Source organism: Massilia niabensis (genome assembly GCF_042655085.1).
In the GTDB taxonomy this organism is placed as follows: Bacteria; Pseudomonadota; Gammaproteobacteria; order Burkholderiales; family Burkholderiaceae_D; genus Telluria; species Telluria niabensis.
In genome coordinates this window covers 420,960-446,744 of the sequence record NZ_JBHSMU010000004.1, presented here as the reverse complement: position 1 = coordinate 446,744, position 25,785 = coordinate 420,960, and the positions used below count along the sequence as shown (strand labels likewise).

Genomic DNA, 25,785 nt, shown 5'->3' with positions numbered 1-25,785 from the left:
GTCATAAGGGAATTCTACAACGCGTGACCGTCCGCACGGCGCGCAAGTTAGCTTATCAACAATAATTCAATGGTCGAGCGCGGGTTTGAGCAGCACGACGAGCGCGCCGTTGCCGCCGTCCGCGCGGCCGGCAACGCAGAAAGCCACCACTTCATCGAGCTGCACCAGCCAACTATGGACGACCGAGCGCAGCACCGGCTGGCCGCCGGGCGAACCGTAGCCGACACCGTGGATGACGCGCGCGCAGCGCACGCCACGGCGCACGGCGCGCCGCACGAAGTCGCCGAGCTGGCCGCGAGCGGTATCGACCGTCATGCCGTGCAAGTCGAGTTCGTCCTGCACGGGCCAGTGCCGCTTGCGCAGCTTTTTCACGACATCCGGACCGACGCCATCCTTTGCATAGCTGAGCGTCGGGTCGTCATCGAGCAGGCCGTCGACATCGAAGCCGTCGGACAGCGACTGCTGCAGCACGAGGGCGTCGTCTTCTTCCTGGCTCAGCACCCGCTTCCTGCCCGGGTTCTCGCGCAGCTGTTCGCGTAGCATGGCTTCCTGCACCGGCCGGTACACGTAGCGGTTCGACTCGGGCATCTTGCGGACGCCCTCCATCGCGCTGCGGAACTCGATGGCGCGTTCGCGCGCAATGCGTTCGCGCTTTTCGCGCTCGGCCTGCTCGATGGCGCGCACCCGCTCCTCTTCCTTGAGGCGGTCGCGGAAGGCTTTAAGGTCGGTGAACTCTTTCATGCCCGCCATTCATTTCACGAGTCTTCGAGGGCCTCCAGGTAACGCTGTGCGTCGAGCGCGGCCATGCAGCCGGTGCCCGAGCTCGTGATCGCCTGGCGGTAGATATGGTCCTGCACGTCGCCGGCCGCGAACACGCCCGGCACGCTGGTGGCCGTGGCCATGCCTTCGGTGCCGCTGCGGGTCTTGATGTAGCCGTTGTGCATGTCGAGCTGGCCTTCGAAAATCATCGTGTTCGGCTTGTGGCCGATCGCGACGAACAGGCCGTGCACAGTCAGGTCTTTCACCGAGCCATCCGTGGTCGACTTGAGCTTCAGGCCAGTCACGCCGCTGTTGTCACCGACAACTTCGTCAAGGGTGTGGTTCAGTTCCAACACAATCTTGCCTTCGGCGACCTTGTGCATCATGCGGTCTACCAGGATCGGCTCGGCGCGGAATTTCTCGCGGCGGTGGATCAACGTGACTTTGGAGGCGATGCCGGCCAGGTACAGGGCTTCCTCGACCGCGGTGTTGCCGCCGCCGATGACCGCCACTTCCTGGTTACGGTAGAAGAAGCCGTCGCAGGTGGCGCAGGCCGACACGCCGCGGCCCATGAAGGCCTGTTCCGATTCCAGGCCGAGGTACTGGGCTGAGGCGCCGGTGGCGATGATCAGGGCGTCGCAGGTGAATTCGTGCGAGTCGCCGACCAGGCGGATCGGCTTTTCGTTCAAATAGGTCGTGTGGATGTGGTCGAACACGATCTCGGTATTGAAGCGCTCCGCGTGCTGGAGCAGGCGCGCCATCAGTTCAGGACCCTGCACGCCCAGCGGGTCGCCCGGCCAGTTCTCGACGTCGGTCGTGGTCATCAGCTGGCCGCCCTGTTCGACACCGGTCACCAGCATCGGGCTCAAATTGGCGCGCGCGGCGTACACGGCGGCGCTGTAGCCGGCGGGACCGGAACCGAGGATCAGGACTTTGGCGTGTTTCTTAGTGGTCATGGGAAGCGAAGTAGTGAGGTCAGAAGTGGGAAACTGGGGACGCAGCAGACATAAATCAAGGCGCGCGCTACAGCTTCGATTATAGACGATGATGCGCTAGAGAACCTATCTCAGCAGGAGGGTGTCGCTGCTGGCGCGCCTGAAGCGTGGACTGCGTTGCTCGTCGTAGCATGGCCAGCCATGCGTCTTCCTCGTGCCTTGCCCACGCTTGCCATGCATCGCCATCAGCTTCCACCGTCCTGCTGACATAGGTTCTGAGCATGAATCACGGGCCTCGCATCGTCATATGCCTTAGAATGAGCGGATTCCGAAATGGCGAACACATCAGCAGCTAGCAGCATGAGCAAGAAGAGTCCCGCACAATCCCCGACACCACCCCGTCATCCGGCCCCAAGGTCGCCGATGCCGCGCCGTCTCGCCCGTCTCCTTTCCGAGGCGCGCTGGATCGCCACGGCCGTCGCGTTCCTGTATTTCGTGATGATCCTGTTAAGTTATAACAAGGCCGACCCCGGCTGGTCGCACGCGAATACGGTCGCATCGATTTCCAACATGGGCGGGCGCGCCGGCGCCTGGATGGCCGACCTGTTGCTGTTCATTTTCGGCTTTTCCGCCTGGTGGTGGGGCGTGCTGTTCCTGCGCACCGTCTGGCGCGGCTACCGGCACCTCACCGGCAAGCTGGCGGCGCCGGCCGAACCCGAGCACCAGGACGAATTCATCATCCGCTGGATCGGCTTCGGGCTGATGTTCGCCGGCAGCGTCGGCCTCGAGTACCTGCGCATGTGGTCCTGGCACGTGGAACTGCCGCGCGCTCCCGGCGGGGTGCTGGGCCAGTTGCTGGGCCATGCCTCGCAGGTCGCCTTCGGCTTCACCGGCGCGACCCTGTTGCTGCTGCTGCTCTTTGGGCTGGGCTTTTCGCTGTTCTTCCAGGTGTCCTGGCTGGCCGTGGCCGAGCGCATCGGCGAACGGGTGGAAAGCACCATGGACTGGTTCCGCCTGCGCTATGAAGACCGCGAAGACCGCCGCCAGGGCGAGGAAGCGGCCGTGCGGCGCGACGAAGCGCTGGTGTCCGAGCGCTCCCGCCATGTCGAGAAGCCGGCGGCGCCTGGCCGCGCCGAGCCGCAGCTCGATGTCGCTGCTTCTACCGCTTCCGCTCCTGTTGCTGCGCCGAAGATCGCCCCGTCGCTTCCCGCGCCCGCGCTTCCCGGTTCGATGCCATCGCGCGCCGACCTGGAACCTCCGGAGCTGGCCCCGATCAAGATCGAACCGCAGATGATGTCGGTACCAAAAGGCGAGCGCGCCCAGAAAGAGCAGCAGACGCCGCTGTTCCGCGACCTGCCTGGCGACTCGCCGCTGCCTCCGCTGTCCCTGCTCGACGAGCCGCCGCCGGTGCAGGAAACCGTCGCCATCGACACCCTCGAATTCACCAGCCGCCTGATCGAGAAGAAGCTGTCGGACTTCGGCGTCGAAGCCAAGGTCGTCGCCGCCTTCCCGGGCCCGGTCGTCACGCGCTACGAAATCGAGCCGGCCACCGGCGTGAAGGGCAGCCAGATCGTCAACCTGGCGCGCGACCTCGCGCGTTCGCTGTCGCTGACCTCGATCCGTGTCGTGGAAACCATCCCCGGCAAGAACTACATGGCGCTCGAGCTGCCGAATCCGAAGCGCCAGATCGTGCGCCTGACGGAAATCGTCGGCTCGAAAGTGTATAACGACAGCCCGTCGAACTTGACCGTGGCCCTCGGCAAGGACATCGCCGGCAAACCAGTCGTCGCCGACCTGGCCAAGATGCCGCACCTGCTGGTCGCCGGTACCACCGGTTCGGGTAAATCGGTCGGCATCAACGCGACCATCCTGTCGCTGCTGTACAAATCCGATCCGGCCGACGTGCGCCTGATCCTGATCGACCCGAAGATGCTGGAAATGTCGGTCTACGAAGGTATTCCGCACCTGCTCGCGCCGGTCGTGACCGACATGCGCCAGGCCGGCCACGCGCTGAACTGGGCGGTGAACGAGATGGAGCGCCGGTACAAGTTGATGTCTAAATTAGGCGTGCGTAACCTGGCCGGCTACAACGCCAAGATCCTCGACGCCCAGAAGCGCGAAGAACACATCCCGAACCCGTTCTCGATCATGCCGGACAATCCGGAGCCGCTGGAAAAGCTGCCGACGATCGTCATCATCATCGACGAGCTTGCCGACCTGATGATGGTTGTGGGTAAGAAGGTGGAAGAGCTGATCGCCCGTATCGCCCAGAAGGCGCGCGCGGCCGGCATCCACTTGATTCTTGCTACCCAGCGCCCGTCGGTGGACGTCATCACGGGCCTGATCAAGGCGAACATCCCGACCCGGATCGCGTTCCAGGTGTCGTCGAAGATTGACTCGCGCACCATTCTCGACCAGATGGGCGCCGAAGCCCTGCTGGGCATGGGCGACATGCTCTACATGCCGCCGGGTACCGGCCTGCCGGTGCGGGTGCACGGCGCCTTCGTCTCGGACGAAGAAGTGCATCGAGTTGTAAAACATCTGCAGTCCACGGGCGAGCCGAATTACATTGAAGGCATTCTCGAAGGCGGCACGCTGGAAGAGGGCGGCAGCGGTGGCGGCGACGCCATGGCGGGCGGCGAGGGCGGCGGCGAGTCCGACGCCCTGTACGACCAGGCCGTGGCCGTGGTGCTGAAGAACCGCCGCGCCTCGATCTCGCTGGTGCAGCGCCACCTGCGCATCGGCTACAACCGCGCCGCGCGCCTGCTCGAGCAGATGGAGCAGAGCGGCGTGGTCTCGCCGATGCAGTCGAACGGCAACCGCGACATCCTCGTGCCAGCTACCCAGGCGGAATAAGCTGTAGGGTGGACGGCTATGCCGTCCACGCGTTCAATCCACGCCTGCACTACCGCGCCGCCGACGACAAACGCTTCGCACAATAAAGGACCACCGATGACCATGAAAACCAAACTTGCAGCATTGATCGCCACCCTGGTCCTCTCCGGCACCGCCCACGCTGCCGCCCTCGACCAGTTCAAGTCCTTCGTCGCCAACACCAAGGCCGCCAAAGGCGAATTCACCCAGCAGCAACAGCGCAAGTCCGCCACCAGCAAGGTCACCCCGGTCTCGAGCGGCTCGTTCGTCTTCGCCCGTCCCGGCAAGTTCATCTGGAACTACCAGAAACCCTACGACCAGCTGCTGCAGGCCGACGGCGACCAGCTCTACATCTACGACAAGGACCTGAACCAGGTCACGATCAAGAAGCTGGGCAATGCGCTCGGCTCGTCGCCGGCCGCGATCCTGTTCGGCAGCAACGACCTGGAGAAGAACTTCACCCTGTCGGAAGCGGGCACCCGCGACGGGCTGGAATGGCTGAACGCCGTGCCAAAGGCGCGCGATACCAGCTTCGAGCAGATCAGCATCGGCCTGCGCAACGGCGTGCCGGAAGCGATGGAACTGAAGGACAACTTCGGCCAGACTTCGGTCCTGAAATTCACCAGCTTCCAGCGCAACCCGTCGCTTGGCGCACAGCAGTTCAAGTTCGACATCCCGAAGGGTGCGGACGTCAACCGCCAGTAAGCCGGTAACAAGGCGTCCAGCCGTGGCGCCGTCCGCACCCTCCCTTGCCGTAGAATCTGTCATATCGATCACGGCAAGGAGCCCCCATGAAGGCGGTACGCATCCATCAGTACGGAGGGCGGGAAGTCCTATCCATCGACGACATCCCGGTTCCGGCGATCGCGCCAGACGAAGTGCTGGTGCGCGTCGTGGCGGCGTCCATCAACCCGGTCGACTGGAAGGTGCGGGCAGGCTACCTGGCGCAAATGATTCCCCATCCACTTCCGCTGACCCTCGGCTGGGACGTGTCCGGCGTGGTGGCCGCTGTCGGCGCGCAGGTCACGCAATGGCAGGTCGGCGACGCCGTGTTTTCGCGGCCCGACCTGGCCCGCAACGGCACCTATGCCGAATTCGTCGCGATCCGCGCCATCGAGTGCGCGCGCAGGCCACGCACCATTTCGCACGTCGAGGCGGCCTCGCTGCCGCTGGCCGGCATTACCGCGTGGGAATCGATGGTCGACGCGGCCCAGGTCGGGCCGGGCCAGCGCGTGCTGGTGCATGCGGGGTCGGGCGGCGTCGGTTCGCTCGCGATCCAGATCGCCAGGGCGGCTGGCGCCCACGTCATCGCGACCACGTCCGGCCGCAACCGCGCGCTCGTGGAGTCGCTGGGCGCGCACCAGGTGGTCGACTACACGGCCACCAAAGTCGCGGACGCGGTCGAACCCGTGGATGTGGTCTTCGACACGCTCGGCGGCGAGGTGCAGGAGGCGTCCTGGACGCTGCTGAAACCCGGCGGCATCCAGGTGTCGATCATCAGTCCTCCGGACGAGGCGCGCGCGGCGCAGCAGGGCGTGCGTGGCGCGTTCGTCTTCATCGGGCCGAATGCCCCGGTGCTCGAGCGCCTGGCGGCGATGGTCGACGGCGGCACGCTGCGGCCGGTGGTCGGCGCCGAATTCAGCCTGGACGACATCGCGGCCGCCCATGCGCTCAGCGAGAGCGGGCGCGCGGTCGGCAAGATCGTGCTGTACGTGGGCGCGCCCTGAGGGGCGGCCAGCAAGGTGACCCGGATGGTGCGCACTTCCACGGAATTACGGCCGGCAGCTTCGTTCCGGTCAAGCGTGCGCGGTGGTGCACGGCGGATGTGCGCGGCCGGCTGGCGCCGCATCGGCTAAACTAGCTGCATGTACAACTATTTGCTGACTCATTTGCCCAGTCCGATGCCTGCGCCCGCCGGAGTTCGCCATGGATGACCTGTTCAGGAACGAGCCCGCCGCGCCGCTGGCGGAAGCCCTGCGCCCGCGCACCATTGACGAGGTCATCGGCCAGAGCCACCTGCTGGGCCCCGGCAAGCCGCTGAACCTGGTCTTCAAGTCCGGCAAACCCCATTCGATGATCCTGTGGGGTCCGCCAGGCGTGGGCAAGACCACGCTGGCGCGCCTGACGGCCTATGCCTTCGAGTGCGAATTCATCGCGCTCTCGGCCGTGCTGTCCGGCGTGAAAGACATCCGCGCCTCGGTCGAGCAGGCCGAGCAATACCTGGCGCGCGGCAAGCACACGATCCTGTTCATCGACGAGATCCACCGCTTCAACAAGTCGCAGCAGGACGCCTTGCTGCCTTTTGTGGAGTCGGGCCTGGTCACCCTGATCGGCGCGACCACCGAGAATCCGTCCTTCGAGGTCAATTCCGCACTGCTGTCGCGCTCGCAGGTGTATGTGCTCAAGGCGCTCACCGACGGCGAGCTGCGCCTCCTGCTCAAGCGCGCCCAGGACCGGGTGCTGGCGCACCTGAAGTTCGACGAGGTCGCCGTCGACACCCTGGTCGGCTATGCCGACGGCGATGCGCGCCGCTTCCTGAATCTGCTGGAGCAGACCAAGACCTCGGCCGAGACCTCGGGCATTACGACGATCACCGCGGATTTTGTGGACAACGCGCTGACGCTCAATTCGCGCCGTTTCGACAAGGGCGGCGACAATTTCTACGACCAGATCTCGGCCCTGCACAAGTCGGTCCGCGGCTCGCACCCCGACGCGGCCCTGTACTGGCTGTGCCGCATGCTCGATGGCGGGGCGGATGCCAAATACCTGTCGCGCCGCATCGTGCGCATGGCCTGGGAAGACATCGGCCTGGCCGACCCGCGCGCGCTGCAGGTCGCCAACGACGCCGCGACCACCTATGAACGCCTCGGCTCACCGGAGGGCGAACTGGCGCTGGGCCAGGCCGTGGTCTACCTCGCGATCGCCGCCAAGAGCAATGCCGGCTACAACGCCTTCAACGCGGCCATGGCGTTTGTGCGCAAGGACAAGTCGCGCGAAGTGCCGGTGCACCTGCGCAATGCGCCGACCAAGCTCATGAAGGAACTCGGCTACGGCCACGAGTACCGCTACGCCCACGACGAGCCGCACGCCTACGCCGCCGGTGAAACCTACCTGCCGGACGGCATGCCGGAACCCGGCTGGTACCAGCCGGTGCCGCGCGGGGTGGAGGCGAAGATCGCCGAGAAGCTGGCCTTCCTGCGTCAGCTCGACGAGGACGCGGGCGGGACATAAATCTCGGCGTCAAGAACCGCTGTCCACTTGGTACAATTGCAGTCTTGACATACTGCGCGACATACTGCTGGCGTGACCCTTAATTCGATAATCCGACAATGATAGACATCCAACTTCTCCGCAAAGACATCGACACCGTCGCCGCGCGCCTGGCCGCGCGCAAGTTCCAGCTCGACGTGGCCGGCTTCAACGCGCTCGAAGCCGAGCGCAAGGCGATCCAGACCCGCACCGAAGAGCTGCAGGGCAAGCGCAACAGCATGTCGAAGCAGATCGGCATCCTGAAGGGCAAGGGCGAGGACACGGCCGGCGTCATGGCGGAAGTGGCGGGCCTGGGCGACGAGCTGAAAGCCAATGAACTGCGCCTGGCGAAAGTCCAGGACGACATGGCCGAATTCATGGCCTCGATGCCGAACCTGCCGCACGAGTCGACCCCGGTCGGCAACGACGAAACCGGCAACGTCGAAGTGCGCAAGGTCGGCACGCCGCCAAGCTTCGACTTCGCCGTCAGGGACCACGTCGACATCGGTGAAAAGCTGGGCCTGGACTTCGACACCGCGACCAAGCTGACCGGCTCGCGCTTCTCGGTCATGCGCGGCGGCATCGCCAGGCTGCACCGCGCGCTGGCCCAGTACATGCTCGACACCCACACCGAGCAGCATGGCTACACCGAGTGCTACACCCCCTACATGGTGAACGCCGATTCGCTGCGCGGCACCGGCCAGTTGCCGAAGTTCGAAGCAGACCTGTTCTCGGTGAAAAAAGGCGGCGTGGAAGGCGAGGGCGAGACCTTCTACCTGATCCCGACCTCGGAAGTCTCGCTGACCAACATCGTGCGCGACGAGATCGTGGCGCTGAACCAGTTGCCGATCAAGATGACGGCGCATACCCCGTGCTTCCGTTCGGAAGCAGGCAGTTATGGCCGCGACACGCGCGGCATGATCCGCCAGCACCAGTTCGACAAAGTCGAAATGGTGCAGGTGGTGCATCCGGAGCAGTCGTACGCGGCGCTGGAAGAGATGGTCGGCCACGCCGAAACCATCCTGCAGACGCTCGGACTGCCGTACCGTGTCATGTCGCTGTGCACCGGCGACATGGGCTTCACCGCCGCCAAGACCTATGACCTCGAAGTCTGGCTGCCTGCGCAGAACACCTACCGCGAGATCTCGTCGCTGTCGAACTGCGAAGCCTTCCAGGCCCGCCGCATGGGCGCCCGCTTCCGCAACGCCCAGAACAAGCCGGAACTGCTGCACACCCTCAACGGCTCGGGTCTCGCCGTCGGCCGCACCCTGGTCGCCGTGCTGGAAAACTTCCAGCAGGCCGATGGCAGCGTCGTGATTCCGGAAGTCCTGCGCCCCTACATGGGCGGCCTCGAACGCCTGGTCCCGGCCGCCTGATCGGGCAGGGCGCCGAATTTTGCGGAAGGGCCCTGATTTGCTCTTCCGTTTTCGCCGGACCCTCGCTATAATGCGTGTCTCTTGCAGCGACCGCAACACCGATTTAGGAGAGGTGGCAGAGTGGTCGAATGTACCTGACTCGAAATCAGGCGTACGTTAAATCGTACCGTGGGTTCGAATCCCACCCTCTCCGCCAGTAAATGAAAAAAGCTCCCTCGGGAGCTTTTTTTATTTGCTGGCGGAGAGGAGTAAGCCCCTGAGGGGCTTACGTGTGGGATTCGAAGCCTCGCCCATGCTTGGGCGAGGGCGGCCTGCGGCACGTAGGCGAATCCCACCCTCCCACGCTCCCGCAGGGAGCCATCTCAGGCTTAGCTTTTGACCTTGGCTTTGCCTTCGCCTTGCACCCACCCAACCCCAGTCACCGCACACTCCCCGGCAACACCCTAAAATCCCCCGTCCTCTCCAGTGCCCTCAACGGCTCTGCCAAGTTATCTGGCGGCACAGCCAACTTGCGCGCCGCCAAATCAAACCATCCCGCCGTCGACGTCACCCTCGCACACAAATTCCCCTCCCTGAAAAACTCATTCCTCAGCATCATCCGGCTCGCATCCTCCGACAAGCCGGCAATGCCAAAGGTCACCGTAATTGCATCCAGCAGCCGGCACTCCCGAAAATACTCGAGCTCGTCACGCATCACGACCGGGCCGAGCTTGAGGCGGGCGAATTCCGACATCGGAAAGCCGTTGTCCGCGAAGTACATCATGCGCACGTCGGCGGACTTGTCCAGGTAAGCGGTGTTGCGCATGTGCGCGTTGAAATCCATGTCGGCCCAGCCGGCGACCAGCGTTCTCGTGTACATGTCGATGCCTCGTCAGGTAAGTGGTGAGCGATGCCCTCACTGTACGAACTCAGCGCCGCACGACAGAAATGCCGCCATGTTTTTCCTTGCAACAAACCGAAAACTCTCGTTATAATGCGGGCCTCTTGCAGCGACCGCAGCACCGATTTAGGAGAGGTGGCAGAGTGGTCGAATGTACCTGACTCGAAATCAGGCGTACGTTAAATCGTACCGTGGGTTCGAATCCCACCCTCTCCGCCAGTAAATGAAAAAAGCTCCCTCTGGGAGCTTTTTTTATTTGCGGGAGGAGAGGAGCGAGGCCCTGAGGGCCTCGCGTGTGGCGCCAAGGCGGGAGATTCGAAGCCTCGCCCATGCTTGGGCGAGGGCGGCCTGCGGCACGTAGGCGAATCCCACCCTCTCCGCCAGTAAATAAAAAAAGCTCCCTCGGGAGCTTTTTTCGTTTTTGCCTGTCGGCACTAAATTGTCGAGCTGATGGCCGAACATGGGCCTGTTGCCGCACCTTACGCCTTCGCAGCCGACGTCCCTGCAAAGTGAGCTTCAATTTCCTCCAGCGTGCGGCCCTTGGTCTCTGGCAGCAAGAACGCAGCCGTCAGGAAGTACAGGACTGTGAAGCCTGCGCCAAAGAAGAAGATTGTCGAGTAGCCGTAATAGCCGACGACGGGCAGGAACATCGCGGCAATCACGGTCGAGACGAACTGGTTGACCAGCAGCGCGATGCTCATGCCGTTGGAGCGGATTCGCGTCGGCATCAGCTCCGACAACGCCAGCCACACACAGACGCCTGGGCCAACTGCAAAGCCCGCGACGAACAGGCAGATCGCCAGCGCTACCTTTATCCCATGCTCGGGCGGGGGAACTGTGCCAAGCGACGCGCGTTCAATCACCAGTGGCGCATCTCGCGCCTGCGCAGGATCTGCAAACGGGTTCAGATGCAGGCCCCGGAAGAACGCGCCAATCACACTGTCCTGTGAAACGGTATCCTCGCGCGACAGCGACATCACCGGCAGCAGCGGATCATCGCTGCGGCGCGATTGCACGTTGGTGAACGTGCCGTAAGCGTAAGCCACTGTCAGTTGCTGGGCGCCTCTTGGCGCCGCGCCCAGCGCCGCCAGCTGCTGCTGGTCGAACTGCAGCGACAGCGCGCCATTCTTCACCTGAGCGTTGACGAGCGCCGTGACATCGCGCTGTTCGGACTCGACACCACGGAACAGCAGGCCGGTGGCCAGCAATGCGATAACGATGCAGCCGCTGCCCAGCATCAACAGGAACTTGCGGCCCTTGCGGTCGACCAGGGCCACTGCCACCACCGTCATCACGGCGTTCAGCACCTTGAGGCCAACATCCGCAGCATTGGCAGTCGAGCCGGGCAAGCCAGCCTGGTTCAGGATCGTGACGACGTAGGCCAGGATCGAATTGATGCCGGTGGCCTGCGTCAGCGCCAGCACCAGGCAGGCGAGCAGGAACGGCAGCGCGTAGCGGCGGCTGGCCAGTGAGTCACGGGCGGCCGGCAGCTTCACTTGGTCATGCTGCAAAGCTTGGCCGTGCGAGCGAAGCGCGAGCCAGCGCGGCGATTCCTTCAACGCCAGGCTGCCGAAGGTGAAGACAAGACCAGGCAGAAGGCAGATCCAGAAAATGGTGCGCCATGCGCTGTCCTTGGCTGCGAATACCGCCTCCGCCCGGTCAACCTGCGGGAGCGCCGCTGCGGCCTGGGTGGCAACGTCCACGTTCTGGGCCTGGGTTAGGCCGATCACGGCGGCGCCGACCAGGCCGATTGTCAGCAGAAGCTGGAACAGGGCGGTGCCGCTGCCGCGCCGATGTGCGGGCAGCGTTTCAGCGAGGTAGAGCGGCACGACGACACCAATCAATCCTCCGCTGATCCCTTGCAGCAGCCGTCCAAGCAGCAGCGGCGTGTAGCCGTCCGCCAGCGATATGACCGGGATGCTGAGGGTGAACAGCGCGCCCGCGAGGACCATGCACCAGCGCCGTCCAATGGTGTCGGCCAGCGCACCGGCAAACAGCGACGACAGCACGGAGCCAAGAAGCACCGCCGCAACGATAAACGACAGCTGCTGTGCGTTCAGCTTCCACGCCACCGTGGCTGTCGCTTCCAGATACGGTAGCGCACCGGCGATGATGCCGATGTCGATTCCGTACAGCAGTCCTCCCATGCCGCCCATGAACAACAGGTAGCGCATCCCGCGGTTGGGTTCAGTGATCGTCTGGCTCATGCTGTCTCCGGGTTTTTTTAATTGGTCAAATCGATTGCTTCACCTTCGACGAACACCGCGACCGGGTGCAGCGATTCGTCGAGCACGACGATGTCGGCCCAGGCGCCAGGTTCAAGGCGTCCGCGCCTGCTTTCACCAAGATAGTCAGCCGGGTAAAGCGACAAGCGGTGCGAGGCGTCCGCCAGGTCGAGGCCAAGGCTGACGAAATTGCGCAGGGCCTGGTCCATCGTCAGCACGCTGCCGGCGAGCGATCCGGTAGCGAGGCGCACGCAGTCCCCGCACTTGTAGACGCGCTGGGTGCCCAGGGCGTATTCGCCATCGGGCATGCCGGTTGCAGCGGTAGCGTCAGTTACGCCATACAGCCGTGGTATTGCGCGTAGCGCGGCGTGCAGGGCGCCCTTGCTGACGTGCTGAAGGTCGGGGATCACTTCGGCGTATTCGGCATGCGCCAGCGCTGCGCCAACCATACCGGGTTCGTAATGATTAAACCCCGTCATGCCATTGAACAGATGCGTGAAGCCCGCGACGCCGGCCTGAAGCGCAGCGACTCCGTCTTCATATGTGCCGGCGCTGTGTCCAATCTGGACGCGGATGCCTAGCGCCGCAAGCTTCGGAATCATGTCAAGGTGGTGGTCCACCTCCGGCGCCATCGTCAGCACGCGGATCGGGGCCATCGCGTGCAGGCTGCGGACCAGTGCTTCGGTCGCGGGAATCACGTCCGGTGGTTGTGCGCCAAGCCGGCGGTGGTTCAGGAACGGGCCTTCCAGGTGCACGCCGAGCATGCGCGCCCCGCCTTGCGGGCGATGGACGATGACGCCAGCCAGCCCGGCCAGCGCGCGCCTGATGTCGGTTTCTTTGGCAGTAAGCGTGGTGCCGAGCAGGGAGGTGGTCCCGTAGCGTGCGTGCGAGCGAGCGACGACTGCGCCGGCATCGCCGCCTTCCATGATGTCGGTGCCCGAGGCGCCGTGGACATGCAGGTCGACGAAACCGGGGAGGATGGTGAGGCCGCTATCGGCAGGGCCTTCTGTGATCTGCTGTATGCGATCGCTGAACTGGATACTACCTGTGACCCAGCCAGTGGAAGTAAGGATTCTGCCGTTGACCATTTATTCCGCTATGAGTAATTCGATGCCCAGCTTTTGCAGCCCTTCGCGGTACTCCTGGCTGATGCTGGCATCGGTGATGACGGTGTCGACCCTGTCCATCTGCACGATACGGTGCAGGCTGACGCGGCCGAACTTCGAGGCGTCGGTGAGGACGATGATTTTTTTGGCGCGTTCAACCATCTTGTGGTTCAGGCTCGCTTCGGCCTCGTGGTGCGTGGTGACGCCGAACTGCAGGTCGAAACCGTCGACGCCGAGGAACAGTTTGTCGAAGTTGTAGGCCTGTAGCGTGGCCTCGGCCTGGCTGCCCTGGATCGACAGCGACTGCTTGCGCAGCAGGCCGCCCGTCAGAATCAGTTCCACGCCCGGCGCGTCAGCCAGCTCCCATGCGATGTTCAGGCCATTGGTCATCACCGTCACCTGCTGCGCCTCACGCAGGCTGCGCGCCAGCGAGATGGTGGTGGTGCCCGAGTCGATGATGATGTTGTCGCCAGGCTGAACCAGGGTCGCCGCCAGCGCGCCAATGCGTTCCTTCTGCTCGTGGTTGATCGCGTCCTTCTGGCGAATCGTGTGTTCGGTTGGCGGGGTGCGGGTCAGCACCGCGCCGCCATGGCTGCGTGAGGCCAGGCCCTGCGACTCAAGCGCACTCAGGTCGCTGCGAATCGTCACCGCAGAGACCCCGAACTCGCCCACAAGGTCGGTCACCTGGACGGCCCCCTGGCGGGTTAGCAGTTGGAAGATGGCTTCGCGGCGTTGGCTCGTGTTTCGCATGGTGGCGGCTCGGATGGACGTTAAAAAAAGCCGAGCTTAACAGATCGATGCGTGTGGGTTGACAGCCACTTTGGCTGTATTGCGGTTGCAGGCCCGGGCATATTGCGCCAGCACGCATTCGATCTTGTGTTCGAGCAGGTCGCGCGCGCTGGTGCCCAGCTGGTCCTGCAGCACGTCGATATACTGCTCGGGCAGGTGCTGGCTTAGCAGCGGCAGCGGGATCTCGATGGCGTCCAGGTTGCCGAACAGCTGGTCGACGGCTGCCGCCACGGCCGGTTCGCCCCAGTAGTAGCGGCAGCGGTCGGACAGGCCGTAGCGGCGCATCACGCGCTGCTCGTCGACGCTGCCGGGGTAGTGCTTGCGCCAGTGTTCCGGCTTGGCGAGCATGGTCTCGTCCAGCACCTGCATCAGGCGCGATGAACGTTCGCTTGAAATCAGTTGATCCTCTATTTGGCACAGCGCCAGCAGGCCTTCGCGCAGCGCGAAGGTGGCGGCCGGGCCAACCTTGAGAATCGCGAAATGGTCGCGCACCATCTCGTGCAGCGACGCTTCGCGCTGGTAGTCGGTCGAATGGGCTTCAAATACAAGGCCAGGTTGGCCGGCCACGAAGTCCGACAGCGCTGCGGCTTGTTCCGCGTCGTAGTGCTGAATGTGGCTGTGATCGAAATCGACGCCCGGCTGCACCACCATCGCGATTACCCGGCGCCATGCCCCGTGCAGGCCGGCGTCGAGGAAGGCGCGGCTGTGCACTGCGAGCGTGCGCTGTGCTGCCTGCGGCGAGGTCGGCGATCCTGCGTCAGCCAGCGCTGATTCACCGCCTGGCACCGGCACTTCGGTACCGATCACGTACACCGGCGGCGCATGTCCGGCTGCGGCGGCGGCAGTTTCGGCAATGGCGGCAAGGCGCGCGGAGCGTGCTGCCACGGTTTCGTCATCCAGGGTCAATGGATCGTCGGCGCAGCGCATGCTGCAATCGAGGTGGATCTTGTGGAAGCCCGCACTGGCGTAAGCGACGATCAGCGCTTCTGCATTCGCCATCGCGGTGGCGGCATCGCGATGCTGCCAGGTGTTCGGGCCGAGGTGGTCGCCGCCCAGTACCAGGCGATTGAGCGGAAAGCCGCGCTCGCGCGCCAACTGCTGCACATAGCCGCGGAACTGCTCGGGATTCATGCCGGTATAGCCGCCGAACTGGTCTACCTGGTTGGATGTCGCTTCGACCAACAACAAGGTATCGTAGCGCTGAGCGACGCGCATGGCTGCCGCCAGCACGATCGGATGGCTGCAGCAAACGCTGTACAGGCCTGCGGGTTCGCCGCGGCGGTGCGCCTTGACGACTTGCTGGACGGGGGACAGGGCTTGATTCATGGTGCGCTGGCTTTCAGTTGTTGACGGGCGAGCAGGGCGGCGCCACGCGCACCACCGGCGTCGCCAAACCACGGCGGAAGGATGGCTGGCACGCGCACGCCCGGGAACAGGTGGCGTTGTATGCTGGCTGGCAGTTGCTGGTAAAGGTGCGGCAGCTGCGACAGGCCGCCGCCCAGGACGATGGCGTGCGGATCGAGCGACAGCACCAGGCAGGAGAACGCGTGGCCGAGCAGGTCGAGGTGGACCGCGAGCGTGCGCGTGGCAAGCGGATCATGCATGGCGGCGCGTGCTGCGATGGCCATCGGCGTAGCGCCGTCGCCCCCGAAGTGAAGGTGCAGCATGCTCATGCCGGGACCCGAGACATACCGTTCCAGGCAGCCGCGCCGTCCGCACGGACAGTCGACCATCGGCAAGCCGTGCAACGCGGCCAGCTCGGCCGGCAAGGACCAGTGACCCCATTCGCCAGCGACGCCATTGAAGCCGCGCTGCAGCCGTCCGTCGGCGCAGTAGCCGCCGCCAGCGCCGGTGCCGAGAATGGCGCCGAACATGGTCGGCAAGCCATCAGCCGCGCCGCCGTCCGCTTCGGACAGCGCGAAACACTGGCAGTCGTTGCCGATGATGACCTTGCGCTGCAGCGAAGCTTCCAGCGGCGGCGCGACCAGGCGTCCATTCAAGGCGGGGACATTGGAGCTGATCTGGCGGCCAGTGGCGGAGTCGATCACGCCCGGCATGCCGATGCCTACCGGCGCGACTGAACCGAGGGCGGCGTCGCCGCGCTGCACCAGGCCTGCGATGGCGTCGATAAACAGGGCAAAATCGTGGCCCGGTGTGGCGACGCGCTCGCGGAACACTTCGCGCAGGTCGGCGCCGTCGGCGGCAAAGGCGACCAGCTCTATCTTGCTGCCGCCGATGTCGATGCCGTGATAGCCGTGCGGGTCAGGATTCATCATGAGGATAAATGGTGACGCCCTGGACGACGCGGTTGACCGTGCCGGTGACGAAGGGGTTATCAGGACGCAGCTGCAGCAGTGCCGACTGGTGCAGCGCGTACTGCTGCGCGACCAGCAGCCATAGCGGCGCGAGCCAGGCGTCCGGCCAGCTTGGGGTGTCGATGCCGATGTCGGAACCTGGGCCGACCGTAACGACGCGGTCCGCGACCTGGTCGCGCAGCAGTTCATTGGCGAGGTCCTCGTCATAGCGGCGCGCCAGCGCCTTGGCGCTGTTGAAGATCAACACCAGCGAGGCGCCATTGAGCACCGACTTGGGCCCGTGGCGGAAGCCGAGTGGGGTGTTGGCGATTGCCGCCACCTGGCCGCTGGTCAGTTCGAGGATCTTGAGCGCGCTTTCCTTGGCCAGTGCTTCGAGCGGTCCGCTACCCAGGTACACCACGCGTTCCACGGGTACCGATGCAAGCGCGGCGACCGGTCCAGCCCAGTCGTGCAATGCCTGGGTCGCCAGCTGCGCGAGCGTCAGGATGCGTTCGCGGTCGGTCGGCTTGCCAAGTACCGACAGGGCCGCCAGCAGCATGCAGGTAAAGCTGCTGGTCATGGCGAAGCCGCGGTCGCAGCTGGCCTGCGGCATCAAAAGATTAAGGGCGCGCGGATCGCCGGCGCTGCCGCGTGCCAGCGTGCCGTCGGCGTTGCAGGTGATATTCAGAAGACGCGCATGCGGCACCAGGTTGCGCACCAGGTTGACCGCGGCGAGGCTCTCGGGGCTGTCGCCGCTACGCGCGAACGACACCAGCAGTGTTGGCGCGGAGGAGTCGAGGTAGAGCTCGGGGTGGGTCAAGAGGCTGGTGGTGGCGATCGCGCGAACTTGCGCCGGCCAGGCGCCGTTGAGTTCGTCCGCGATGATTTCGCCGACATACGCCGAGCTACCCGCGCCGGTGAGGATCACGCGCTGCAGCGGGTCAAGCAGGCAGCCGCCGAGGAAGGCATCGATCGCTTCCTGCTTCATGCGCAGGCTGACGTACAGGGCGTTCCAGACGGTAGGCTGCTGTGCAATCTCCTCGGCGGTATGTAAGCCGCCGATGTCGCGCCAGTCTTGTTGGCTTCGCTGCAGAAGGGTAGTCATCAAAAGGAATGTAAAAGGTTTCAGTGGAATAAATCTTAAAACGAAAAGTATCGAAAGTCAAATACGAAAGTAAAAAGAAAGGAAAAGAGGCTCGCGCCGTCGTTTCCTGTGTAATTCAGCCGGCGGCGGGGGGATTCCGGCCTGATCATGTGTCGGAGTCGCCACGTTATCGAAAGCCTTGGATTCTAAAAAGCTAGTAAACGAAAGATAAATTGGCTGTTAACCGAGGTTTCCGGGCTATTTCCACGATCTTTCTTTGTTTTTGTTGACCGGGCTTGTTTTTGTTCATACAGTATCCCTACCGAAATGAAAAAAGATTTGAAAGATTCGTTCATGTATCCTCCAATCTGTATTCGCCGTCATTTATCCGCAGCTGTGCTGGCGCTGTTCGCCGGACCTGCGCTTGCGGCGCCGCTTGGCAACGTGCGCAGCGTGAGTGCAGGCCAGGCTGACGGCCCGTCCTGGGACCTGACCTCCGACTCCGGCGCAACGGTGCGCGTGAGCCTGCCCCGTGCCGACGTAGTGCGCATCCAGGCTGCCCGCAAGGAGCTGGCAGGGCCGGGTGACAAGGCTGCGCCTATCGTCGTCGCCTCCCCATCCAAAGATGTACAGCACACGTTCAGCGAAGAATCGGACCGGCTGGTTATCCGCACCGCGGCGCTGACCTTGCGCATTGACCGCAAGCCTATGCGCTTCACGCTGCTCCGCGAGGGCGACGCCCAGCCGCTGTGGCGCGAGGTGCAGGCGCTGGACATCGGCGACAAGCAAAGCGTGCAGGTTCTCTCCAGCGACAAGGGCGAACGCTTCTTCGGCGGCGGGCAGCAGAACGGCCGCTACGAATTCAAAGGCCGCGAGCTGCAGGTATCGTACTCCGGCGGCTGGGAAGAGGGCGATCGCCCCAACCCAGCGCCATTCCTCATGAGCTCGCGCGGCTGGGGCATGCTGCGTAATACCTGGTCCGACGGCAGCTACGATTTGCGCGAGCCTGACCAGGCCACGCTGCAACACGCCGAACCCCGTTTCGATGCTTACTACTTCGTCGGCAAATCGATGCGCGACGTCGTGGCTCGGTACACCGAATGGACCGGCCGTGCGCGTATGCTGCCGCGCTGGGCGCTCGAATACGGCGACGCCGACTGCTACAACGACGGCGACAACAGCAAAAAGCCCGGCACTGTGCCGCGTGGCTGGAGCGATGGCCCGACCGGCAAGACGCCGGACGTCATCGACAGCGTTGCCCGCAAATACCGGGAGCACGACATGCCGGGCGGCTGGATCCTGCCGAACGACGGCTATGGCTGCGGCTACTCGTCGCTGCCCGAAACCGTGGAAGGACTCGCGAAGCTTGGCTTTCGCACCGGCCTGTGGACCGAGAACGGCGTCGACAAAATTTCGTGGGAAGTCGCCAGGGCAGGCAGCCGCGCGCAAAAGCTCGATGTCGCCTGGACCGGCAAGGGCTACCAGTTCTCGCTCGACGCCAACAAGGCTGCTTACGACGGCATCCTGAACAATTCCGACAGCCGCCCGTTCATCTGGACCGTGATGGGCTGGGGCGGCACGCAGCGCTATGCGGTGGCATGGACCGGCGACCAGAGCGCCAGTTGGGACTACATCCGCTGGCACATCCCGACCCTGATCGGCTCGGGCTTGTCGGGCCAGGCGTACGCCACCGGCGACGTCGACGCCATCTTTGGCGGCAGCCCCGAGACCTTCACCCGTGACCTCCAGTGGAAGACCTTCACGCCGGTGCTGATGGGGATGTCGGGATGGTCGTCGGCGGCGCGCAAGCATCCATGGTGGTTCGATGAGCCTTATCGCAGCATCAACCGGCGCTACCTGAAACTCAAGATGCGCCTGACGCCGTACATGTACACGTTGGCGCGCGAAGCCGAAACAAGCGGCGCCCCGCTGGTGCGCGGCATGATGTGGGACTATCCGGGCGACCCGGCCGCGCTGACCGAAGCGCACAAGTACCAGTTCCTGCTCGGACGCGACCTGCTGGTGGCGCCCGTCTACCGCAGCCAGGCAGTAAGCCAGGGCTGGCGCAAGGGCATCCATCTGCCGCAGGGCCGCTGGATCGAATACTGGGACGGCCGCCAGGTCACAGCTGGTGCGCAGGGCAAGGACATCGATCTCCAGGTGACGCTCGACAAGCTGCCGGTGTTCGTCCGGGCCGGCGCGATTTTGCCGATGTACCCGGAGATGCTGTACGACGGCCACAAGCCGAAGGACACGCTGACGCTCGACCTCTATCCCGAGGGCGACTCCGAATACACCTTGTATGAAGACGACGGCACCACGCGGCGCTACCAGCAGGGTGCATTCAGCCAGCAAAGGATCGCGATGCGCGCCAAAGGTAGCGATGTCCAGGTGACGATCGACCCGGTCACGGGCAGCTATGACGGCCAGGAAGGCAAGCGTGCCTACAGCCTCCGTTTGCTCAGCCGGCAGCGCCCGGCACAGGTTCGCACCGCCAGCGCCATGCTGGGCGAAGCGGCCGACCGCGCCGCATTCGACAAGGCCGGCGAAGGCTGGTACTTCGACGCCGCGGAGCGCCTTGGCACGCTGCATGTGAAGACCGCGGCGCAGGATATTCGCCAGCCGCTGCAGGTGACGGTGCAGGGCGCCGCGGCGCTGGCCAATGCGGACGACGCATTCCCGGCTGCGCCAGTACCAGGCCGCGCACTGCCGGCCGACGCCATGATGGTTGTCAACCGGCCAGCCGAAGAACCCGGTCATCCACTTGAACAGGCGTTCGACGGCAACCCGGCGACGTGGTTCCGCACGGTGCGCAGCCAGGCCGTCAAGACCGGCGCCCATGAATGGGTGATCGGCTTCACCGAACGCCGCCTCGTTGACGGCATCGAAATCTCGCCGCGCAGCGACGCCAGCTGGAAGCACGGCCAGGTACGCGATTACGAGATCTACATCAGCGACAGCAATGGGCAGTGGGGCCAGCCGATACGGCGCGGCCGCCTGAAGCTGTCCAAGGACATGCAGGCGATTGCATTCCCGGCTACCGCCGGGCGCCTGCTCCGCTTCCGTGTGCTTACTACCCAGAGCCCCGATGGGGACAGTGCCGCAGCCACCGATCCGATGGTGACGGCGGTGTCCGCGGACGCGCCAGCCCGTGCTTTCGACGCTGCTGCGGCAGCCGACGTCGCGCCGGTCACGCTGTCCGAGTTCCGCGTGCTCGAACACCGCGCGCCGGAAGGCGAGGAGCTGCGGCGCTACCTGTCCGAGCTGCCGCTGGCAAAGGCGCTGGGCCGCGACAAGCCGTTCGGCAAAGCAGCCGAAATGCGCATGAACGGCCTGCGCTTCCGCAAAGGTATCGGCATGGGACCTGCCAGCCGGGTCGACCTGCAACTGGCCGGCAGCTGGAACCTGCTGCGCGCCGACCTTGGCGTGGACGACAGCTGCCGCGCCGCAGGCGGCCTGCAGTTCCAGGTCTGGAGCGGCGAGCGGCTGTTGTACGACAGTGGACTGATTACGGCGCCGGCCGTGGTCAAGCCCGAAATCGATGTGCGCGGACTCACCCAGCTCAGCCTGCGCACCCTCGGCGCACGTGGCAGCCAACCGGCGCGAACGTGCGGTAACTGGGCCAACGCCGTCCTGATCGGCACGGAAGGCGCGACAGTCAAACTGCGCTAACACCCTTTACACAGACCAGAGTGAAAGAGCCCCTCTTCGGACGGGGAGGGGCTCTTGCAACCTTAAACCTCATAAAAACGGAGACAGACATGCAATTAAACCGACGCCGCTTCCTTTCCGCTGGCGCTGCCCTGGCTGGCAGTGCGGTGTACGCAGGCGCCTTGCCCGGCGCGTTTGCGGCAACCCGCGACAAAGTCCGTATCGGCATGATCGGCACCGGCATGCGCGGCCAGACGCTGCTGCGTGAACTGGTGCGGCGCGACGATGTGGAGATCGCGGCGCTGTGCGACGTTGAACCGATCATGTTGGGCCGTGCGCTGGAGCAGATCGAAAAGGCCGGCAAGCCGCGTCCTGCAACCTACGGCCAGGACCGCGACGATTTCGCGTACCGCCGCATGCTCGACGAAGGCAAGCTCGATGGCGTGATCATCGCCACCCCATGGGAGTGGCACGCGCTGATGTCGATCGACGCCATGCAGGCCAGGGTGCCAGTCGGCTGTGAAGTGGTGGCCGGTGTATCGCTGCAGGACCACTTCGACGTGCTCGACACGCAGCTCAAGACCGGCACGCCCTACATGCTGCTCGAGAACGTGTGCTACCGGCGCGATGTGATGGCAGTGCTGCAGATGGTGCGCAAGGGCCTGTTCGGCGAACTGGTACACATGCAGGGCGGTTACCAGCACGACCTGCGCGCGGTGAAGTTCAACAGCGGCGACCCGGCCAGGCCGATCGGCGGCGGCGCCGAGTACGGTAAGAAAGGCTGGTCCGAGGCGCGCTGGCGCACCTCGCATTCGGTGCGCCGCAATGGCGAACTGTATCCGAGCCACGGGATCGGCCCGCTGGCGATGTACGCCAACATCAACCGCGGGAACCGCTTCACCCGCATCAACAGCTTCGCCAGCAAAGCGGCCGGCCTGCACGACTATGTGGTGCAGCAGGGCGGCAAGGACCATCCGAACGCACGCACCCAGTTCCGGCTCGGAGACATCGTCACCACCACGCTCTCGTGCGACAACGGCGAGACCATCCTGCTGCAGCACGACACCTCGCTGCCGCGGCCTTACTCGCTCGGCTTCCGGGTGCAGGGCTCGAAAGGGCTGTGGATGGACATTAACCGTTCGGTGCACGTCGAAGGCATCAGCAAGCCGCACGCGTGGGACGACTTCGCGCTGTGGCAGCAGCAGTACGACCACCCGCTGTGGCGCAAGCATGGCGAGCGCGCGGCCGGAGCAGGGCACGGCGGCATGGACTTCTTCGTCATCCACGCGTTTGTCGAAGCGCTCAAACAGGAAGCGCCGATGCCGATCGATATCTACGACGCCATCACGTGGAGCGCGATCACGCCGCTGTCCGAACAGTCCATCGCGCTCGGCTTCCAGACCATCGACTTCCCCGACTTTACTGGTGGCCGCTGGCGCAGCCGCAAACCGATTTTCGCATTCGACGACCGCTACTAACCCCCCCGTTCTACAAAAGAGCCCTCCCGGCACAGGAAGGGCGACTACAACAAAAAAGGAGAAGCACTTGAAACTCAAGAAATTGATGGCTGCCATGGCAGCGGCTGGCTTTGCATCCAGCGTAGCGTCCGGCGCTTTTGCAGCCGGCCAGGCGACCGGCACGGAAACCAGGGCTGACAATAGCGCCGCCACGCCGGAGAAGATCATGGCGCGGGTCGAGGTGACCGGTTCGAGCATCAAGCGCATTAATGCGGAAACGGCGTCGCCGGTGCAGGTCATCGACGCCAAGCAGATCGAGAACATGGGTGCGCGCACCTTGATGCAGGTGCTGGATAACCTGCCAGCCGCGCGTCCCGCCCAGCAGGACTTCCGCTCGATGTTCACCGGTTCCGACGGCGGTTCGCAGGCCAACCTGCGCGGCCTCGGCGCGCAGGGCACCCTCGTGCTGCTCAACGGCCGCCGCCTGTCGTTCTATGGCGCGCCGTCCGGCTTCCAGACCATGTTCGTGAATATCGACGCGATCCCTGCGGCCGCCATCGAACGCATGGAGGTCCTGACCGACGGCGCCTCGGCGGTGTACGGCTCGGACGCGGTGGCTGGCGTCATCAACGTGATCACCAAGAAGAATTACCAGGGCCTGGAAGCGCGCGCCAGCGTCGACAAGTCGGCCGACGTCGATTCGTACGGCGAGCGCCAGGCCAGCCTGCTGTTCGGTACCGGAGACCTCGGCAGCGACGGCTACAACATCTACGGCTCGGTGAACGTGTACCAGCGCGACCGCATCGCGCTGGAGGAAACGTACGACAAGCGTCCGGATCACTTCTACGTCAACAATCCGAATTTCATCTCCAACTTCCGCATCGGCACCGGCAGCGAGCCCGGCGTGCTGAACCCGGGCACCTTCTTCGTATTCGACCCGGCCAGGAACAACGCCCGCACCCAGCGCGCCGTGGCAGGCTGCCCGTCGCCGATCACCGAGGCATCCGGCACCCGCTGCGTGTGGAACAACCTGCCGTATGCGCTGGACACCGGGCCGGCCTCGGACCGCGTCACGGGCTATGTCGCCGGCCGCAAGCGCCTGGGCGGGTACATGGAAGCCTTCGCCGAAGCGGCTTACACTCATATCCGCATGCGCGGCGAGAACGGTCCGCGCAGTTTCAACAGCGGCACCACCAACAACTGGTTCTCGCGTAATACCGGCACCAAACTCAATACTTTCAGCTATCCCTACCTCAGCCCGAACAACGTCTACCTGAAGGGCAAGCTGGACGCCGACATGGCAGCCAGGATGGGCGGCGCCGCCGGCTTGAACTACCTGCTGCAGGATGCAGTTGGCCACTTCGGCCAGAAGAACGTGGACGACAGCTACCGCGCGCTGGCTGGCTTGCGTGGTCCGATCTTCGGCGACTGGGAGTTCGAGACCGCGCTAGCGGTCGCGGGCAGCCATTCGACTTTGTACCAGACCATCAACGTCAACACCGCGGGCTTTGCCAAAGCGTTCGGTCCGGTCACGACAGATCCTGTCACCGGCCGCACCTACATCGCCGACAACCCGGCCTACAAGTTCGGCGAGATCAGCGACGCCAACGCGGCGCTGCTGCGCGAGGCATATCCTACCTTCGACATCCAGTCGTGGACCAGGCTGATTACCTGGGACGCCAAGATCGAAGGCACCATCGCCAGGCTGGGTGGACGCGAAGTACGCGCCGCTTTCGGCACAAGCCTGATGCGCGAGAGCTTCGACACGCCAGGTAACGCCGACGCGGCGAATGGCCTGATCACGCAGCAGGGTGGCTCCTGGTTCGACGGCAAACGCACAATCGCCGCGCTGTTCGGCGAAGTGGTGGTGCCAGTTACCGAGACGCTGGAAGTGAACGCCGCCGCGCGCCTCGACAAGTACCCGAATTTCAGCGCCAACCTCGCGCCGAAGGTCGGCGTGCAATGGCGCGCGCGTCCGGACGTGCTGGTGCGCGGTACGTATTCGGAAGGCTTCCGCGCGCCTAACCTGGCCGAATCCGGCGAGGGCGGCGTGTTTGCCCAGGTCGGCGGCATTCGCGACACCGTGCGCTGCGACGAAACCAATGCGATGGCGCGCCTGCTGATGAAGTCCGTGTCGGCAGCCGAAGCCGACCTTGGCCGCAGCCTGCTCAACTCCAACTGCTCGACAACGGTCGGTGGCCTGACGCCGCCTAACCCGGACCTGCAGCCGGAAAAGGCCCGCATCGCGACTGTGGGCCTGGTGCTGCAGCCGGTCAAGGATGTCAGCGTCTCGCTCGATTACTGGTACGTCAACCGCAAAAACGAGATCGTGCGCCAGGACTTCAACCAGCTGTTCACTGAACTGGTGGACGCGCATGGCCCGACACTGGCAGGGACCGACAAGGCAATCCGCAATCCGCTCACCGACGCTGATCGCGGCAACATGGCCGCCGTCGGCATCATGTGCGCCAATCCAGCCAATGCTGCAGCCTGCGCGGGCAGTATCCCGGGCTACTCGGTCGGCAACCTGGGCGGCCTGATCAACTCGTACATCAACCGTGGCGGCACGCTGGTCGATGGCTTCGACATCGATGCACGCACCCGCATCGGACTGGGAGCATGGGGCAAGCTCAATACGGGCCTGTCGACGACGATCCGCCGGCGCGAGACCTACGACTACGAAGACGGCAGCGGCTTCTCGGGCAACTACGTCGGCTATTACGGCTCGCCGCGCCTGCGCGCCACCTTCAATGCCGACTGGGTGTACGGCAACTTTGTCACCAGCCTGTTCGCCAACTTCACCGGCAAGACCAAATGGGCCTATGGCGACTACGACACCGACAACACACCGGAGAACTGCACGGCCGCTGGCGTATCGATGCCGGAGAACCTGTGCGCCGGCGCACCGTCGTTCACCACCGTCAACCTGGGCTTCAACTGGAAACCGGTCAAGAACCTGAACCTGGGCCTGAACATCAAGAATGTGATGGACAAGAAGCCGTACTACGACCCAAACGGCTGGGAAGGCTACAACCACAGCCAGAACCTGTTCGGTCGCCAATTTTCGCTGTCAGCTAGCTACAAATTCTGGTAAATCGCCAGACTC

The 25,785-nt window shown here is 64.3% G+C and carries 17 protein-coding genes and 2 tRNA genes; 10 read left to right on the top strand and 9 right to left on the bottom strand.

Annotated elements, in window-relative coordinates; all coding sequences use genetic code 11:
• Positions 1-66 precede the first annotated feature (66 nt).
• Positions 67-741, bottom strand: a complete 675-nt coding sequence (locus ACFPN5_RS04665; RefSeq protein WP_379780595.1) for a Smr/MutS family protein — start codon at positions 739-741, stop codon at positions 67-69.
• Positions 742-755: 14 nt separating this feature from the next.
• Positions 756-1,715 (bottom strand): thioredoxin-disulfide reductase, encoded by a 960-nt coding sequence (gene trxB, locus ACFPN5_RS04660; protein ID WP_379780593.1) that lies wholly within the window; start codon positions 1,713-1,715, stop codon positions 756-758.
• A gap of 339 nt (positions 1,716-2,054) precedes the next feature.
• Here trxB and ACFPN5_RS04655 point away from each other — a divergent pair, with 339 nt between their 5' ends.
• The 6 genes from ACFPN5_RS04655 (at position 2,055) to ACFPN5_RS04630 (ending at position 9,389) form a co-directional block, all read left to right on the top strand.
• On the top strand, positions 2,055-4,550 hold the full coding sequence (locus ACFPN5_RS04655; protein WP_379780591.1) for a DNA translocase FtsK: 2,496 nt from the start codon (positions 2,055-2,057) through the stop codon (positions 4,548-4,550).
• Positions 4,551-4,646: 96 nt separating this feature from the next.
• On the top strand, positions 4,647-5,273 hold the full coding sequence (gene lolA / locus ACFPN5_RS04650) for an outer membrane lipoprotein chaperone LolA (protein WP_379780589.1): 627 nt from the start codon (positions 4,647-4,649) through the stop codon (positions 5,271-5,273).
• A gap of 86 nt (positions 5,274-5,359) precedes the next feature.
• Complete coding sequence (locus tag ACFPN5_RS04645) at positions 5,360-6,295, top strand: NADP-dependent oxidoreductase (RefSeq protein WP_379780586.1); 936 nt, start codon at positions 5,360-5,362, stop codon at positions 6,293-6,295.
• Positions 6,296-6,494: 199 nt separating this feature from the next.
• Positions 6,495-7,799 (top strand): replication-associated recombination protein A, encoded by a 1,305-nt coding sequence (locus ACFPN5_RS04640; protein WP_379780584.1) that lies wholly within the window; start codon positions 6,495-6,497, stop codon positions 7,797-7,799.
• A 98-nt stretch (positions 7,800-7,897) separates the two neighbouring features.
• Positions 7,898-9,193, top strand: a complete 1,296-nt coding sequence (serS, locus tag ACFPN5_RS04635) for a serine--tRNA ligase (protein ID WP_379780582.1) — start codon at positions 7,898-7,900, stop codon at positions 9,191-9,193.
• A gap of 106 nt (positions 9,194-9,299) precedes the next feature.
• Positions 9,300-9,389: transfer RNA gene (locus ACFPN5_RS04630), tRNA-Ser, on the top strand.
• Positions 9,390-9,611: 222 nt separating this feature from the next.
• Here the strand turns inward: ACFPN5_RS04630 and ACFPN5_RS04625 are convergent.
• A complete protein-coding gene (locus tag ACFPN5_RS04625) occupies positions 9,612-10,052 on the bottom strand; it encodes a thioesterase family protein (protein WP_379780580.1) in 441 nt (146 codons plus the stop codon).
• A gap of 150 nt (positions 10,053-10,202) precedes the next feature.
• Between ACFPN5_RS04625 and ACFPN5_RS04620 the strand changes: the two genes are divergently transcribed.
• Positions 10,203-10,292, top strand: a tRNA-Ser gene (locus ACFPN5_RS04620).
• 260 nt (positions 10,293-10,552) lie between these two features.
• Here ACFPN5_RS04620 and ACFPN5_RS04615 read toward each other — a convergent pair.
• Genes ACFPN5_RS04615 through ACFPN5_RS04590 form a run of 6 tightly spaced genes read right to left on the bottom strand, consistent with a single transcriptional unit; the run spans position 10,553 to position 17,592 of the window.
• Entirely contained in the window at positions 10,553-12,280 is a 1,728-nt protein-coding gene (locus tag ACFPN5_RS04615; RefSeq protein WP_379780578.1) for an MFS transporter, read from the bottom strand.
• Between the two features lie 17 nt (positions 12,281-12,297).
• Complete coding sequence (locus ACFPN5_RS04610; RefSeq protein ID WP_379780576.1) at positions 12,298-13,386, bottom strand: N-acetylglucosamine-6-phosphate deacetylase; 1,089 nt, start codon at positions 13,384-13,386, stop codon at positions 12,298-12,300.
• A complete protein-coding gene (locus ACFPN5_RS04605) occupies positions 13,387-14,154 on the bottom strand; it encodes a DeoR family transcriptional regulator (RefSeq protein ID WP_379780574.1) in 768 nt (255 codons plus the stop codon). It lies immediately after the preceding gene.
• A gap of 36 nt (positions 14,155-14,190) precedes the next feature.
• On the bottom strand, positions 14,191-15,519 hold the full coding sequence (locus ACFPN5_RS04600) for a D-tagatose-bisphosphate aldolase, class II, non-catalytic subunit (RefSeq protein WP_379780572.1): 1,329 nt from the start codon (positions 15,517-15,519) through the stop codon (positions 14,191-14,193).
• On the bottom strand, positions 15,516-16,469 hold the full coding sequence (locus ACFPN5_RS04595) for an ROK family protein (RefSeq protein WP_379780570.1): 954 nt from the start codon (positions 16,467-16,469) through the stop codon (positions 15,516-15,518). Before ACFPN5_RS04595 ends, ACFPN5_RS04600 begins: the two co-directional genes overlap by 4 nt.
• A complete protein-coding gene (locus ACFPN5_RS04590) occupies positions 16,456-17,592 on the bottom strand; it encodes an AgaS family sugar isomerase (protein WP_379780567.1) in 1,137 nt (378 codons plus the stop codon). The genes ACFPN5_RS04595 and ACFPN5_RS04590 overlap by 14 nt, the downstream gene beginning before the upstream one ends.
• Positions 17,593-17,925: 333 nt before the next feature.
• Here ACFPN5_RS04590 and ACFPN5_RS04585 point away from each other — a divergent pair, with 333 nt between their 5' ends.
• The 3 genes from ACFPN5_RS04585 to ACFPN5_RS04575 all read left to right on the top strand — a co-directional run bounded on the left by ACFPN5_RS04585 (position 17,926) and on the right by ACFPN5_RS04575 (position 25,773).
• Positions 17,926-21,243 (top strand): TIM-barrel domain-containing protein, encoded by a 3,318-nt coding sequence (locus ACFPN5_RS04585; protein WP_379780564.1) that lies wholly within the window; start codon positions 17,926-17,928, stop codon positions 21,241-21,243.
• Positions 21,244-21,332: 89 nt separating this feature from the next.
• A complete protein-coding gene (locus ACFPN5_RS04580; protein WP_379780562.1) occupies positions 21,333-22,700 on the top strand; it encodes a Gfo/Idh/MocA family protein in 1,368 nt (455 codons plus the stop codon).
• Positions 22,701-22,767: 67 nt separating this feature from the next.
• A complete protein-coding gene (locus ACFPN5_RS04575) occupies positions 22,768-25,773 on the top strand; it encodes a TonB-dependent receptor plug domain-containing protein (protein ID WP_379780560.1) in 3,006 nt (1,001 codons plus the stop codon).
• Positions 25,774-25,785: the final 12 nt, after the last annotated feature.